12 protein-coding genes, 2 pseudogenes, 1 riboswitch and 2 other annotated features are annotated in these 15,748 nt (G+C 33.5%); of the genes and pseudogenes, 4 read left to right on the forward strand and 10 right to left on the reverse strand.

The window, feature by feature from the left end:
* The 4 genes and pseudogenes from ACYVEC_RS16665 to ACYVEC_RS16680 form a co-directional block, all read right to left on the reverse strand.
* A pseudogene (locus ACYVEC_RS16665) lies at positions 1-483 on the reverse strand (RNA-guided endonuclease TnpB family protein); the annotation flags it as partial.
* Positions 484-703: 220 nt separating this feature from the next.
* Positions 704-1,735, reverse strand: a complete 1,032-nt coding sequence (locus ACYVEC_RS16670) for an alpha/beta hydrolase (protein WP_063223355.1) — start codon at positions 1,733-1,735, stop codon at positions 704-706.
* A 266-nt stretch (positions 1,736-2,001) separates the two neighbouring features.
* Positions 2,002-3,885 (reverse strand): FtsX-like permease family protein, encoded by a 1,884-nt coding sequence (locus ACYVEC_RS16675; RefSeq protein WP_098557439.1) that lies wholly within the window; start codon positions 3,883-3,885, stop codon positions 2,002-2,004.
* 12 nt (positions 3,886-3,897) lie between these two features.
* Entirely contained in the window at positions 3,898-4,665 is a 768-nt protein-coding gene (locus tag ACYVEC_RS16680) for an ABC transporter ATP-binding protein (RefSeq protein WP_061679087.1), read from the reverse strand.
* 390 nt (positions 4,666-5,055) lie between these two features.
* Here ACYVEC_RS16680 and ACYVEC_RS16685 point away from each other — a divergent pair, with 390 nt between their 5' ends.
* A complete protein-coding gene (locus ACYVEC_RS16685) occupies positions 5,056-5,538 on the forward strand; it encodes a DUF2975 domain-containing protein (protein WP_063223357.1) in 483 nt (160 codons plus the stop codon).
* A gap of 125 nt (positions 5,539-5,663) precedes the next feature.
* Here ACYVEC_RS16685 and thrS read toward each other — a convergent pair whose 3' ends face one another.
* The 5 genes and pseudogenes from thrS to ACYVEC_RS16710 all read right to left on the reverse strand — a co-directional run bounded on the left by thrS (position 5,664) and on the right by ACYVEC_RS16710 (position 11,172).
* Positions 5,664-7,583, reverse strand: coding sequence for a threonine--tRNA ligase (thrS, locus tag ACYVEC_RS16690; RefSeq protein WP_063223358.1), 1,920 nt, complete (start codon positions 7,581-7,583; stop codon positions 5,664-5,666).
* Between the two features lie 44 nt (positions 7,584-7,627).
* Positions 7,628-7,849: a binding site (T-box leader), on the reverse strand.
* 35 nt (positions 7,850-7,884) lie between these two features.
* Positions 7,885-8,106 (reverse strand) — a binding site (T-box leader).
* Between the two features lie 123 nt (positions 8,107-8,229).
* Positions 8,230-8,937: a 23S rRNA pseudouridine(2604) synthase RluF gene (gene rluF / locus ACYVEC_RS16695; RefSeq protein ID WP_063223359.1), complete on the reverse strand. Its 708-nt coding sequence runs from the start codon at positions 8,935-8,937 to the stop codon at positions 8,230-8,232.
* Between the two features lie 185 nt (positions 8,938-9,122).
* Positions 9,123-9,740, reverse strand: coding sequence for a YdbC family protein (locus ACYVEC_RS16700; RefSeq protein WP_063223360.1), 618 nt, complete (start codon positions 9,738-9,740; stop codon positions 9,123-9,125).
* A 121-nt stretch (positions 9,741-9,861) separates the two neighbouring features.
* Positions 9,862-10,682 (reverse strand): annotated as a pseudogene (locus ACYVEC_RS16705) (nucleotidyltransferase).
* Positions 10,683-10,827: 145 nt separating this feature from the next.
* On the reverse strand, positions 10,828-11,172 hold the full coding sequence (locus tag ACYVEC_RS16710; protein ID WP_063223361.1) for a hypothetical protein: 345 nt from the start codon (positions 11,170-11,172) through the stop codon (positions 10,828-10,830).
* Positions 11,173-11,306: 134 nt separating this feature from the next.
* Here ACYVEC_RS16710 and ACYVEC_RS16715 point away from each other — a divergent pair, with 134 nt between their 5' ends.
* The 3 genes from ACYVEC_RS16715 (at position 11,307) to ACYVEC_RS16725 (ending at position 15,117) form a co-directional block, all read left to right on the forward strand.
* Entirely contained in the window at positions 11,307-11,882 is a 576-nt protein-coding gene (locus tag ACYVEC_RS16715) for a hypothetical protein (protein ID WP_063223362.1), read from the forward strand.
* A gap of 218 nt (positions 11,883-12,100) precedes the next feature.
* Positions 12,101-12,222, forward strand: a riboswitch (glycine riboswitch).
* A 107-nt stretch (positions 12,223-12,329) separates the two neighbouring features.
* Positions 12,330-13,697 (forward strand): alanine/glycine:cation symporter family protein, encoded by a 1,368-nt coding sequence (locus ACYVEC_RS16720; RefSeq protein ID WP_063223363.1) that lies wholly within the window; start codon positions 12,330-12,332, stop codon positions 13,695-13,697.
* A gap of 226 nt (positions 13,698-13,923) precedes the next feature.
* The gene (locus ACYVEC_RS16725) at positions 13,924-15,117 is read left to right on the forward strand and encodes a S8 family peptidase (protein WP_063223364.1); all 1,194 of its coding nucleotides are present in this window, start codon (positions 13,924-13,926) and stop codon (positions 15,115-15,117) included.
* A 100-nt stretch (positions 15,118-15,217) separates the two neighbouring features.
* Here the strand turns inward: ACYVEC_RS16725 and ACYVEC_RS16730 are convergent, their stop codons facing one another.
* Entirely contained in the window at positions 15,218-15,742 is a 525-nt protein-coding gene (locus ACYVEC_RS16730) for a DinB family protein (RefSeq protein WP_063223365.1), read from the reverse strand.
* Between the last annotated feature and the right edge of the window lie 6 nt (positions 15,743-15,748).

Raw genomic sequence — 15,748 nt, forward strand, 5'->3', positions numbered from 1 at the left:
GAATGCCACATTCATCGGAATGATCCAATATCCGTTCTCATCCACTTTTGGCACTTGATAGATTTCAATAATTCGTTTGTCAGTGGAACGAGAATAATTCGGAAACTTAGGACGCCCTGTGAATGTTTCAGGTTTTTTCTTCCACTGTTCTAACGCCTTAAAAAAGCTCTTCACTTCTGTAAATAGAGCTCTACGAATCGCTTGAACAGAGTTTGATTGCATGCCCCAGTAGTTCATATCGGCTTGCATGGCTGTGTCCACTTCTTTTATAGTAGCCATCCTGTTGTTGTTCAAATAACTTTGTTTAATGGTATACAATCCAACATTTCGCAATGCTTTTGAACTATGCGACATGCGTTGCAGTAAGCGAAATTCTTTTGCAGTCAAGCATGCTCGTCCAATATTCTGTTTCTGAGTGAATCGTTGTATGTTTTCTCTTTTCTTTTGTTTTCGTAATACTTTCACCGCTTTCTTTCTAGCCATTGTTTTCACCACCTTTCTCTCGACAAAATAGTATTATTTTAGTCATTTCTCGGAAGTTATATTATATTTTCCGACCGTTATCCAATCTTTTCCTTCTGTATAAAGAACAATATAAAAAAACTCTAGTTATCTATACAAGAGTCTTTTTTATTTAACTTCGCTTCATGTAATGATATATCTCGCTAACTTTTTAATTCTATATAGTTCGGATACACTTTATTTATTTTACGAATGTATCGCACATCCATTTGTAAAATTTTTCTTTCTCTTCAAATTGTGGATAATGAGCTGATTTCTCGAAAGTAATAAATTCTTTTTGATCTGCTTCAATAGTATTAAAATATGTTTTTGCTGCATGAAATGAAGTGTTATAGTCATATTCCCCCATAAGGAAATAAAACGGTAGCTCCATTTTAGTCACCTTAGTAGGCAATGGATTCTTTAAATCCTTTTCTAATAAAACAGTTTGAGAATGTGACAATCCAACGTTATAACGAATTACATCTAACAAGTTATATTCATTACTGAGTAACATCCCGATGTTATCACCATCTGGATTTTCAATGAGTCTTGATGTTCCACCATATTTCGCAACATAATTTCGAGGAGTGTATGTATCGCCATTTTTAATTTTTTTAGTTAATCCATTTAAATAGGAAACCTCATCTTCATTTCCTGCATTTTTCGCTTGATCAATAACAAACTTTAAACTATCCATCTCACCCTCTACTGTATCACTCATTTGCCCTATCCCAACATATGCTTCATATTTTTCAGGAGCTTTATTAGCAGCTTGCATTCCAATATATGTACCGTAAGAATGGCCAATTAATATTACTTTTTCTTTACCAAGACGTTTTGAAACATAATCTGTCAAAGCTAATAAATCCTCTACAAGTAAATCTGATGTAAGATTCGAATAACCTTCAAAGAAATGATACGACTTCCCGCTTCCTCTTTGATCATAATTAACAACTGTAAATTTCTCTTCCAATAAGTCTTGATATTTTTGAGCATATGGTATTTCTGAAGAACCTGGTCCACCATGTACAAAAATAATTACCGGATTGTTCTTATCTTTACCGCGTATCATAATTTCATGACCACTTCCATTTATCTTTACTTGCTCTAATGTACTTATACTATTTTCCCCCTTTATTTGCGAAGTCCATGTAGGAAATACTAGTGCTACGATTAATAGTAGTATAGTGATGGCACCAATAAGTTTTATTAATTTTCTTATCTTCTTCATAAGTAGTTTCCTTTCTTTTAAATTTATAAAACATCAATTTAGTTCTGTAAAACTACCTCAAAAAATATGAATGTACAACAATTACAATTTCCAATTTCATCTTGATTTTTTGTACATTCTTAATATCCCATATATTTCTTAACTTTCAGCTATATAAACCTTTAATATTTTCTTAATTTTCAATACGTTAATCATAGCAATACTAAATCACAAGGTATCACAAATAAAAAGAGTCCTTGTTTTCAAAACAAGGACTCTTTTTTAAACTATTTCGCTACTTCTTCTTTCGGCATTACCATTCCTTTATACAATTGGACAGTTATCCAGTAATAGATGAAATAAATGACTAAGAAAATCCCTATTGGCACCCACACTTTTACAAACGGGTCAACTAATATGAAGCTGAATAAGTTAAGCCCTACTAAAACGTGGGAAATTCCAATGATTGCTGGGAAGATAAATAAATATGAAATTTCTTTATATATACTTTTTGTCAGCATACTACGTCTCACACCGATTTTTCGTAACATCTCATAACGGCGTACATCACGAGAAGCACCCGTTAATATTTTGAACATAAGCGAACTTGCCATCATTGCTAGAAAGGCAATTCCGAGGAAAAACCCCATAAACATTGTTCCACTCATGAGACTGTTCGTTAACTGATAAATTGTCATTTTCGTAAATATGTCTACTTTTGTACCTGTTGTTTTTTCAATTTGTTCTTTTTGTCTCTTGTCTATTTCGATCAATAATGGTTTATATTTTTTCATATCATCTACTTTTGCTAATGTTACAGTATGTTCTGTTCCTTGAATTCCTTTATAATGCTCTTCATCAGCAATTCTTACAGGCTTTCCGTTAAATTGATTATGTGTAATTTGTATTTCTCTTACAACCGCATCTTCCCAATCTTTTGGCATACGAGGAAGCTTATTCGCTGCTTCGGGAGCTTCCAATGCAGAATATACAGGTTCAGTTAAAGGTTCAGCCACCCGTTTACGCGCAGGCTCTTTTAAAGTTTCCATATCAAAGCGGTCGGAAATAAGTGGCGGTTTCGTAGTTAAATCGTCACGTAAGTAATACACCGCTTCTCCATCTACTTTATACTTATACTTGCTTTCTTCAACTATTTCCATTTCCTTTAATGCTGCTGTATCTTGATCATTTGGATCATGAATTACGACATCATATACACGTGAGGAATCTGTCATAATGCCTACATTTTTTTGAAATGCCATACCTGCTGTCATTGCCCCTGCACCTAATGCAATTAACATCGCTACAGTTCCTAATACTCTCGATAAACTATTTACTCGAAAGCGTAGCTGAGCATATGTAAAACTATTTAAGCCCGTTTCATTTCGTTTTTTATTCCCTTTAATTTTCATCACAAAAAATGGGAGCAATGAACTAAAGATAAAATATGTTCCAAGTGTTGTAACGATGGTCGCTATAATAAAACCTAATTCAGCATATATTTTTACATTGATCATAAAATAGTACCCTATACTTACTAGTAATATACCAAGTACGGTCATTATAATAATGCGAGTTTTACTTTTCTTTACTTCATCTAGTGTTTCATCTTCACGAATTAACTCTAGTTCTGTTTTACGTAACAATCGAATGCTATTCATTAAACCAGTAATAAAAAATAGTATTAAGAAGAATATAGCTGTAACTAAGATTGCTGGTGTATATACAGATGAATAACTACCTTTTGCTGAAATCTCCATGCCATTCATTAAAAAGTTTCCTGCTACACTTGCAAGTAACATCCCTACTAAAATCCCGATAATAATACTGACAATACCCATACCAAATGTTTCAATAAATAATAACTGTGCTACTTTTTTCTTTTTCGCACCGAGCATCATGTACATACCGAGTTCTTTTCTTCTTAATGTGAGTAAGAAAGAATTGGCATATATAATATAAAATACAGTAATGAAAGATAATAGTATTGCACCTACCCAGAATACGAGTCTAATACTACTAATCAGACTATTATCCTTCGTAAATTCACTATTCATCGCCATCGTTTGGAACATGTAAAAGATACTAATACTAATAACGAGACCAATAAGTAAAACCATATAATCTTTTAACATCTTTTTCATACTATGACGTGATAATTTAAATAACATAGTCTCGCCCCCCTACTTAGACTCAGCAGCTGAGCCCATATGAGCGAGCACACCTAAAATGTCTTGATAGAAATTCTCTCGCGTTCCTTGACGCTTTAATTCTTTATAAAGAAGACCGTCTTGGATAAATAATATTCGTTCACAGTAACTCGCACTAAATGCATCGTGTGTCACCATCAAAATACTTACATTGTGATTTTCATGTAAATCTTGCATCGCTTCTAATAAACTTTTTGCATTTTTACTATCAAGCGCTCCTGTCGGTTCATCTGCTAATACAATTGCTGGATTATGTACTAAAGCTCGTGCTGCCGCTGTTCTTTGCTTTTGTCCACCAGAAACAGCAGTTGGATATTTTGTTAAAATTTCAGTAATCCCTAATTTCTTCGCAACCTCATTTACCTTTCCAGTTATCTCACTTGAAGGTACGCCTTGCAGAGAAAGTGGTAAAGCGATATTTTCATAAATTGATAAGTTCTCAAGTAAGTTAAAATCTTGAAAAATGAACCCTAATTTTTGAGATCGAAAATCTGATAATGCATTCCCCTTCATTGAAGTAATATTTGTACCAGCTATGGTTACACTACCACCTGTCGCTTGATCCAGTGTACTAATCACATTAAGTAAAGTCGTTTTGCCAGATCCAGAAGGACCCATAATCCCGACGAATTCCCCTTCCTTAATATTTAATGATACGCCCCTTAGTGCTTTTGACTGATTCTCATTTCTTTTCCCATACGTTTTTTCTACACTTTCTACAGTAACTACATTTGTTGACATCTCTTTCACTCCATCCCTTTTGTATAAATTTAATTTCTCACATATTTCTTATCTTTTTCTCATGTGAATCCTTAAGAATTTTTTAATTATTCATTCAAGTAGAGTCCTACAGGTTACATGAACCTATTTCCTACTTCATATTCTCATTTTTCTACAACTCGTTCCTTCGATTTCGCTTACATTTACCTTACATTTTTGTAAGGTAAAAAATATTACAGACCATTTCACAAGGGGACTTTCTTTGTAATGAGAAAAGCATTTTATTTTTTAAATATTAAAAGGATACATAAATAACAATAATAATAAATTAAAAAACAATATAATTTTATTTTAAAACGATAAATTATATGATAAAATCATGTTGTCATTAAATAAAACGAGGTGCTTTTTATGAAACAAGTTACAACACTCTTTTTAAAGCTAGCTATTGTTTTTATAGGTATAGTAGTACTTGCATTGTGCATATTTTTAATACCTAAAATCGGGAATTTCGCTGGAGAATTGTATCCAGCTATTGCTTATATGAAATCTCTCGTTTTAATCGATATGTACGTAGCAGCGATACCTTTTTACTTCGCTCTGTATCAAGCGTTTAAACTTTTAAGCTATATTGATAAGAACAAAGCGTTCTCGGAATTATCAGTAAAGGCTTTAAAAAATATAAAATACTGTGCTCTCACGATTAGTACCATATACTTGCTAGGTATGCCACTCTACTATCTTATGGCAAAAAAAATTGACCCTCCAAGTTTTATACCAATTGGACTGATCATTATTTTCTGCTCTATCGTGATTGCAATTTTTGCTGCAGTTCTCCAAAAGCTCTTACAAGAAGCCATTCATATACAATCAGAAAATGATTTAACAGTTTGAGATGAAGTATATGGCAATAAATGATGAAGGGATAACGATTAAGCTATCCCTTCATCATTTATTATGTTTCTTTATTTACTTTAAATTCAGTAATACATATTAATGGTGTATTTTATTATCATTCTCTATTTCTTATTTTTTATTTCCTCTTTTATACTTTTCACAAATACACCTAGTTCAACAACTTCTGATTTTTCTTCCCCATATTTACGTACATTTACAGCTCCATTCTCCATTTCCTTATCTCCAATAACAAGAACATAAGGAACTTTTTGCATTTGTGCTTCTCTTATTTTATATCCTAATTTTTCATCTCGCACATCACGTTCCACACGAATGCCAGCTTGAGCTAACTTATCTGTAACCTCATCTGCATATTGTACATGGACTGTATTCGATACTGGAATAACTTTCACTTGAACTGGTGCTACCCAAGCAGGGAACGCTCCTCCAAAGTGCTCAATTAATATTGCTAAGAAGCGGTCTAAAGATCCTAATACTGCCCTGTGAATGACAACTGGTCTTTTCTTTTCATTCTTCTCATCTATATAATTCAAATCAAATTTCTCTGGCATTTGGAAATCTAGCTGAATTGTTCCGCACTGATGACTTCTATTTAAAGCATCTTTAATATGGAAGTCAATTTTCGGTCCGTAGAATGCACCGTCACCTTCATTTAGTCTATATTTATAATTTAATGATTGTAATACATTTGCTAATGCTGCCTCTGCTTGCTCCCACAATTTATCATCACCCATTGAATCTTCTGGACGAGTAGAAAGTTCTACTTCATATTCGAATCCAAAAGTTTTATATACGTAATCAATTTGCGCCATTACGGATTTGATTTCATCTTCAATTTGTTCTGGAGTTACAAATAAATGTGCATCATCTTGGCAGAAAGTACGTACTCTTAATAATCCGTTTAACGCACCACTAAATTCATGGCGATGTACTTGACCAAATTCACACATGCGAATCGGTAATTCGCGATAAGAATGCAATTTGTTTTTAAACATCAGCATATGCCCTGGGCAGTTCATCGGTTTTAATGCAAAACTTTTATTATCCACTTCTGAGAAATACATATTATCTTTATAATGTCCCCAGTGCCCTGATCTCTCCCATACTTCTTGGTTCATCATGAATGGAGTACGTACTTCTTGGTAATTGTATTCTTTTTGAATTCCTCTTAAAAATGATTCTAATTCATTACGAACAATTTGGCCTTTCGGTAAATAAAACGGCATTCCCGGAGCCTCTTCAGAAAACATAAATAACTCAAGCTCACTGCCTAACTTACGATGGTTTCTTTTTGCAGCTTCTTCAACGAAATGCAAATACTCTTCTAATTCTTTTTGAGATGAGAATGCAACACCATATATACGCTGAAGCACTTGATTATCACTATCACCTCGCCAATATGCACCTGAAACGTGAGATAATTGGAAAGCTTTCAAATAGCCTGTTGACGGTAAATGTGGTCCTCTACATAAATCTACAAATTCACCTTGTTTATAAAGTGTTACACTTTCCCCATTTGGAATTGCTTCTAACAGTTCTAATTTCAGGTGATCGTTCATTTCTTGAAACAGTTTTTTTGCCTCTTCCCGTGAGACCTCAACACCTTCAATTTTTACATTTTCATTTATAATCTTTTTCATTTCTTTTTCGATTTCCGATAAATCTTCTATGTTTACACTACTCGGAAGATCCATATCATAGTAAAAACCATTTTCAATAACCGGTCCTACACCAAGGTTTACATTACTATACATTCTCTTTACAGCTTGCGCTAAAATGTGTGCCGCCGAGTGTCTAGCAATTTCTACACCTTCATTTGAATCTAGAGCAATGATTTCTACTTCCGCATTTTCTTCAATATTACGGCGTAAATCATATAACCCATCATTTACTTTCCCCGCAACTGCTTTCTTTTTCAAACTACTGCTAATGGATCCCGCAATTTCTTCTAAAGTAATTCCTTTTACAAATTCTTTCACGCTACCATCTGGAAATTTAATTTCAATCATTTGTTCTTTCATTTTTCATCTCTCCATTTCATAATAAAAAGCACACTCATCCCTAAAATAGGGACGAGCGTGCTTTTACCCGTGGTTCCACCCAGATTCCCATTACAAAATGCAATGGCTTCTTTTACGGTAACGTCGTTTACACGGCACTGAATACTTGATTTCCCCAGTGCAGCTCTAAGGTGGTAAGTTATTTTTCTGCGTTAGGAAGTTCTCAGCTTTCCTTCCTTCTCTGTATAACCGGGGAAAATAACTCGTGTCCTTTTCTTCGCTTATTATGAAATTGAATACAAAAAAGCATATCCATCCCTAAAATAGGGACGAATATGCTTATATCCGTGGTTCCACCCAGATTCCCATTACAAAATGCAATGGCTTCTTTTGCGATAACGTCGCATACACGGCACTAGATACTTGATTTCCCCAGTGCAGCTCTAAGGTGGTAAGTTATTTTTCTGCGTTAGGAAGTTCTCAGCTTTCCTTCCTTCTCTGTATAACCGGGGAAAATAACTCGTGTCCTTTTCTTTGCTTTTAAAAGTACATCCATTTATTGTTATTTACTATATCTTATTCATTTTATTTTTGCAAGTGTTAAAAAATATTTTTTATTTAATAAAAAAGAAACCAAAAATAGATTTTTGGTTTCCCCTTCTCAATTTTACCAATCTTGTGGTTCGTAATTTAAGTCCGAAAATAGACGTCGCTTCTCTTTCTTCGTTAAATCTCTCCACTGTCCAACCGGTAAATTATTCAACTCAATATTCATAATTCTCGTACGTTTTAACGTGTATACTTGATAACCTAAAGCTTCACACATACGACGAATTTGGCGATTCAATCCTTGTGTTAAAATAATTTTGAATTCATATTTTGATAACTGTGTAATCTCACACGGAAGCGTTTTCGTTCCTAAAATTTTCACACCAGCTGCCATTTGCTCAAGAAAATCAGGCGTAATCGGCTTATCTACTGAAACGATATATTCTTTCTCATGTTTGTTTTCAGCACGTAAAATTTCATTAACAATATCACCATCATTCGTTAACAAAATTAAACCGTCTGAGTCTTTATCGAGACGTCCAATATGACTAATTCGTAAAGGATGATTCACTAAATCAATAATATTACCTTTTACAGCTTTTTCACTCGTACATGTAATACCTACTGGTTTATTTAAAGCGATATATACGTGATCTCGAGCAATACGAAGTTGCTCTCCATTTACGCGCACATCATCACCTGGATTTACTTGGTCACCAATTTTTGCAACCTTACCGTTAATAATTACTCTTCTCTCATTAATTAATTTATCTGCTCCACGTCGAGACGCTTTTCCAGCTTCACTAATAAATTTATTGATACGCAAATTAGGCACATCCTTTTCTAAAAAAATTTCAAGCTCACACTGCTTCTACCGTACAATACAAAAGGGTAAGCCTCCTATTATAACTTAAATATATTAACATGAAAGGGTATATAACGTCTTCTATTAATTTCTTGTTTATAAGAAATTATCTTTATTATACATTCATTTATACACTTTTTCTGTGCTTAATATACAAGCCATTCTTCCTTACATACAACTTGTTTACCTCTTATATCTTCTATGTCTTCATGAATATTAGCTAGTTTATACAACTCAGGGAAGATCTCTTCTACATAATTTCGATGCGCCGTTTCATCTTTCCAATAAGTTAACACGATGTAACGATTTTCATTTTTCAAAGACTTTCCAAGTACTCTACCTAACATCCCTTTTGCATTTTCCATTCCTTTATTCCAAATTGTTTCTTGCTTATGTAAAAAATGCTTTTCCATTTCGATCTTTACATCACATATGGCAACTCTTACGAATGATCCTTCTATAACAACGTCTTTCAAAGGCGTATCAGTAACATCATACAACGTTTGAAATAATTCAATTTCACATGAAACAAACGTATCCTCTTGATTACTATTTACATAAATTGTATCGTGAGCACCATTCATAAATGATTGATACGCACTTCTATCTTCCCATAAAGTAAATACACATGCCTCATCTTCATACCATCCGCCAAATTGTCCATGAAAACCATCTAAATACTTTATATCACACCATTGTTCTTGTGCTTTTGAAAACAATTCCTTTTTCTCTTCTACTTTACAGTAGATTGTTTTTAGTAACATATTTAATTCCCCCTCATCTTACATTCCATTTCCCATTTGCAACACTTTCTACATTTCCACCTACACTAACATTAATTTCACTCTCTATCCCTTTTTATTTACATAATATAATTATATTATCCTAGTTATCTATAGTATTCAAAAAATCAGCCGCTCTTTCTATCAGCCATTCACCAAACGTACTTAAAGATAATAAAATTTCATTTATATCATTTATCGGCTCAATTACATATTGTAATGCCTTACTCATATTTTTTTCTTGTTCGGGAAAATGCTTACTAAATAATTCATATGCAGGATATAAGTCTCTGGAGTAAAGTCCTTCTCTCTCTCAATTGTCAATGCTAGACCTGACCTGATTATTATCCTCATAACCCAACGACAACTATCCGCTATATCATCCACGCCTTTATTATGAATTAACTCTTTACGAGCTTGTCCAATTTGTTTCCGCAATTGAAAAAGATGTTCATAGGCTAACTCCTGACTTACTTTATATTTAGGTAAAGACAATTTTACGTCTTCACCTAGTATACAAATACCATGTGTCTGTATAATAAAGCTTATAAAAGAAAAACGATTGAGATTGGTCACTTCTTTTTCACTGTAAAAACTTAACTCCACTCCTGATATACAATTAAACTTTTGTAAACTTTGATGTTCTAGCTTCTTTCGCCAACTTAGATCTATTAATTTTGGATCCTTTCGTACTAATATAATTACATCTATATCAGCAACTCCTTCAATTCCAATCCCTCTTGGAATTGAACCTCTTATATAAACACTGTGTAAATCACTCTGTAACAATTCACAACAAGTATTTTTCACTTCTTGTATTACCTCCATAAACATAGGTTGCACTTTGTCAATATGTGCATCATTTATAATATACCCTTCATCATCTGTAGGACAAAAACGTCCTATTTTTTTTATACTTGGCAAATTATCAACTCATCTCCATACTAAATATTATTTTATACTATACACATAGTAATTATAATTTAAATAATTCAGAATTAAAAATCAAAAGAGATAGGAAGTAAACAATCCTACAATATCATTCACTTCCTATCTCTTTTATTATCAATTATTTTTCAAATATATAATACGTAATTTCTCCCGGATAATGTAATATCGTTACCTTCCTTTCCCCTTTTTTAAAACTAACAGTATGCCCGTTTTCACCTAAGTTCTCCCATCCACTTGCCTTTGTAATAGGCATTACACTTATATATTTATAATCCTCTTCATTATCATCGTTAATATGAATTGCTGACATTGGCACTGGAAAATCTTTAATTTTAGATTCTTTATTCATAAATATGAATGCAATTAAACCAACTAATAACATAGCCATTGAAATATTTGAAACTAGTTTTCTTCTATTCAGTTTCACTAAAAACCCTCTTTTCTTACATATTGCTTTCATCATTTTACTAATTTTGATTATTTACGTACAGATAAATAAAATATATTTAATTAATTCTAGCCTATATTACCTACCTTCAATAACATTATTATTTTATATTATAATTATAAGATTTTTTAAAATGGAGGCGTTACACTTTGAAGACATGGCTTTTAAATAAATGGACAGTAGTTATTGCTATTTTTATCATTGCCAGTACGATTTTCTACACAATTAAAGATAAAAATAATAACGAAAAAACTACTGCAGAAACAATTGATACAAAAACATTCAAAACTAAATTGCAACCTAAAATTAATGAATTAACTAATAATTATAATGACATCATCGAAAAAGATTGGTTGCCTGCTTGGGAAGAAATTAACACGAGCGGAGATTCAGTAGACAGAGATAAACTATTAGTTACAATGACTGCTGTTTCCAAACAATATGAAAACATTATAAACGAAATAGACACTTTGAAAATTAAAGAAAATATATCGGAAGTACAAATACAAGAACAACTAGTTTATTTCACAACTGAATTTAGAACTGCTTCTAAATTTATGAAAAACACGGCGGATTTAATTATAGACGGAGCAAACACCTCTACTCCATCCAATGAAACAATTGAAAATACTAGACATGCTTTAGGACTTGCGGATCAGCATATTGTCATCGCTTTATCAACTTTATCTGAAGTTGAAGAAAAATTAGGAATTTCGAAAAAATAGAATTCTTTACTATTTTAAAATAAAAAATGATTGCATTTTACTAATTGTATATCTATAATGTTTTTATTGATTCTATACACATTCAATGCGTATAAGTTATTAATTTTATAATTCGGATGAACCATTCAGGAGAAGATCTATTGATCTACCGACGGGGCAAAAAGTTGCTGAATCAACTTTGAAACTCTCAGGTCTTGGTTACAAGTAGAACTGCATGGGGACGAATCTCTGGAGAGACTCCCTCTCGCTTATATATAGCGCGGAGGAAAACGAGCGCCGAAGGAGCAAATCCGTTATTTTAGCGGATAATCTCTCAGGTAAAAAGGACAGAGACAAGCGAAAGAAAATGCCGATTTGTATCGGTTTATTTTTCTATTCCTTGTTTCTCCAGAGACCATTTCATTTACTTGAAGTGGTTTTTATTTTTTCTAAAAAAGGAGAATAAAGATGGAGACAGTAGGTAAAGCATTAGAACAAATTAACCATTATGTGTGGGGATTACCAACTTTGTTGTTACTCGTTGGTACTGGTATCATTCTCACAGTGCGTTTAAAAGGTTTACAGTTTAGTAAACTATTATACGCTCACAAACTAGCTTTTAAAAAATCAGAAGATACATCTTCCTCTGGAGATATTAGCCACTTCCAAGCACTTATGACAGCTATGGCGGCAACGATTGGTATGGGAAATATAGCTGGTGTTGCAACTGCTGTGACGATTGGTGGACCTGGTGCAATCTTTTGGATGTGGATTACTGCTTTATTCGGGATGGCAACAAAGTATGCCGAAGCAATTCTTGCGGTGAAATACCGTGTTAGTAATGAAAATGGCGAATATTCGGGTGGACCAATGTACTATTTAGAACGTGGTTTAGGTAAGAAATGGCTTGCTGTTTTATTCGCCATATTCGGTACAACTGCTTCTTTCGGTATCGGTAATATGGTGCAATCTAACTCAGTTGCAGAGGCAATGCGGATTAATTTCTCTTTCCCTCCTGCTCTAACTGGTATATTAATGTCGTTTTTAATCGCTATTGTTATTTTAGGCGGAGTTAAAAAAATCGGGAAAGTGACAGGATATATCGTTCCTATTAAAGCTTTCTTTTATATCATTGCTGGTCTTATTATTATTTTCTATCACTACGATCAAATTCCAGAAGCATTTTCACTTATTTTTTCTGGTGCATTTACTGGTACTGCAGCTGCTGGTGGTTTTATCGGAGCAACAGTTGCATCAGCTATTCAAATTGGAATGGCGCGCGGTGTATTTGCGAACGAGGCTGGTTTAGGGAGTGCCCCTATTGCCGCGGCGGCTGCCAAAACTGATTCGCCTGCAAAGCAAGCTTTAGTTTCTATGACTGGTACTTTTCTAGATACGTTTATTGTATGTACAATTACAGGACTTGTATTAATTACTACAGGTGCATGGAAATCAGGTAAAACTGGCGTTGAAGCTACAACACTAGCGTTCCAATCTGTATTTGGCACTGCTGGTAGTATGATTCTCGGTATCGCAATTATATTATTCGCCTACTCTACTATTTTAGGATGGTCGTATTACGGAGAGAAATGCGTGGCTTATTTATTTGGAGAAAGTGCTGTTAAATATTATAAAGCAATCTTTATCGTCATGATTGCTATTGGAGCTAATTTAAAACTAGGCATCGTATGGACATTCGCTGATATTGCAAATGGACTTATGGCGATTCCAAACTTAATTGGTCTTATTGGGTTAAGTGGTATTGTTGTCGCAGAAACGAATCGCTTTTTACAGGCAGAGAAATTAAAAGAAAGTCATAAAAAACAGGCAAGTTAATCTATAAAAAAGGAATGACTCATACATAATGGGCATTCCTTTTTTCGTTTTCTTACTCAGTAAATATCATTAAAAATATATTTATATCAATCTTTCCCTTTTTTATTCCACTAAAAGTTTTTCACATAAATGACATAAATCGTATGGTCTAACTATATAGTTGAAAAGGAATGCGACATTAAAGCGTCGCTGAAAAACTTATCCAACAAAAGGGAGGAAAAATCTTTTGAAAAACAAAATCATTGTTTTCCTATCTGTTTTATCATTTATTATCGGTGGTTTCTTTTTTAACACAAATACTTCAAGTGCTGAAACATCATCTACTGATTACGTCCCTAACCAATTGATCGTTAAGTTCAAACAAAATGCATCTTTAAGTAATGTGCAATCTTTTCATAAGTCTGTTGGTGCTAATGTTTTATCTAAAGATGATAAGTTAGGTTTTGAAGTCGTTCAATTTTCGAAAGGTACTGTAAAAGAAAAGATAAAAAGTTATAAAAACAATCCAGATGTGGAATATGCAGAGCCGAATTACTACGTTCACTCCTTCTGGACTCCGAACGATCCATATTATAAAAATCAATATGGATTACAAAAAATTCAAGCTCCACTAGCTTGGGATAGTCAACGAAGTGATTCTAGTGTAAAAGTAGCTATTATTGATACAGGAGTACAAGGTTCACACCCTGATTTAGCTTCGAAAGTAATTTACGGGCATGATTATGTTGATAACGACAATGTTTCTGATGACGGTAATGGTCATGGTACACATTGCGCTGGAATTACTGGAGCACTTACGAATAATAGTGTCGGAATTGCTGGTGTTGCCCCACAAACTTCAATTTATGCTGTCCGCGTATTAGATAATCAAGGAAGTGGGACTCTTGATTCAGTAGCGCAAGGTATTCGAGAAGCTGCTGATTCAGGTGCAAAAGTAATTAGTTTAAGTTTAGGAGCTCCAAATGGTGGGACTGCATTACAACAAGCTGTTCAATATGCATGGAATAAAGGCTCTGTTATTGTTGCAGCTGCTGGAAATGCTGGAAATACAAAAGCAAATTACCCTGCATATTACAGCGAAGTAATTGCAGTTGCTTCTACAGACCAATTAGATAGAAAATCTTCATTTTCTACTTATGGTAGCTGGGTAGATGTTGCAGCTCCAGGTTCAAATATATATTCCACATATAAAGGTAGCACGTATCAATCATTAAGTGGTACGTCTATGGCAACACCTCACGTTGCAGGAGTCGCTTCTCTTTTAGCGAATCAAGGTTATAGCAATACACAAATTCGCCAAATTATTGAGTCAACTTCTGATAAAATTAGCGGTACAGGTACGTACTGGAAAAATGGTAGAGTCAATGCATATAAGGCGGTACAATACGCTAAGCAATTACAAGAAAATAAAGCCTCTTAAGAAATAAAGTAAAACTTTAATCAGTCGTTCTACCATTAAAGCGGGATAAAATTGAAAGAGAGACTTTTACAATTAAAGTCTCTCCTTCTTACAAATTATATTACTCTCCCTCTTTCTGCGCCATATGTAAATAAAGTACAAAATCCATCATTGTCGACGAATACCCAAGTTGGCGAAGCATCGCTGTTATATTTCCTCTATGATATGTACCATGATTTACGACATGTTGTACCAACTCTAAAATTGAAGTTTCTAATTTCCCTACATATGGATTCTCAATAACAAATACAGCATTCACGTCTTGTATTGTACTTAAAAAGTCTTTATATTGATTTGTCATATTTTCAAACATTTTTTCTAATTCATGTAACGATTTAGTTTCGATTTGTTTTCGTAAATTTTCTCGGTCTTGTATTGCTTCATTCATACTTTTACCATGCAATATGTGTAACCACACTTGATCTGTAATATAAATATGCGCAAATGTCTCCTTGATTGATGGAAATACACTCTGTATCTGTTCATTAAAAATAGTCTCATAATTTGGTAATTCTTTTAGTCGATTGAATAATCGTATATTAGCCCAAGCATGGTAATCCACCTGTTTTAACATGTACTCTTTCAATCGAAA

Source organism: Bacillus sp. MN7755 (assembly GCF_054771475.1).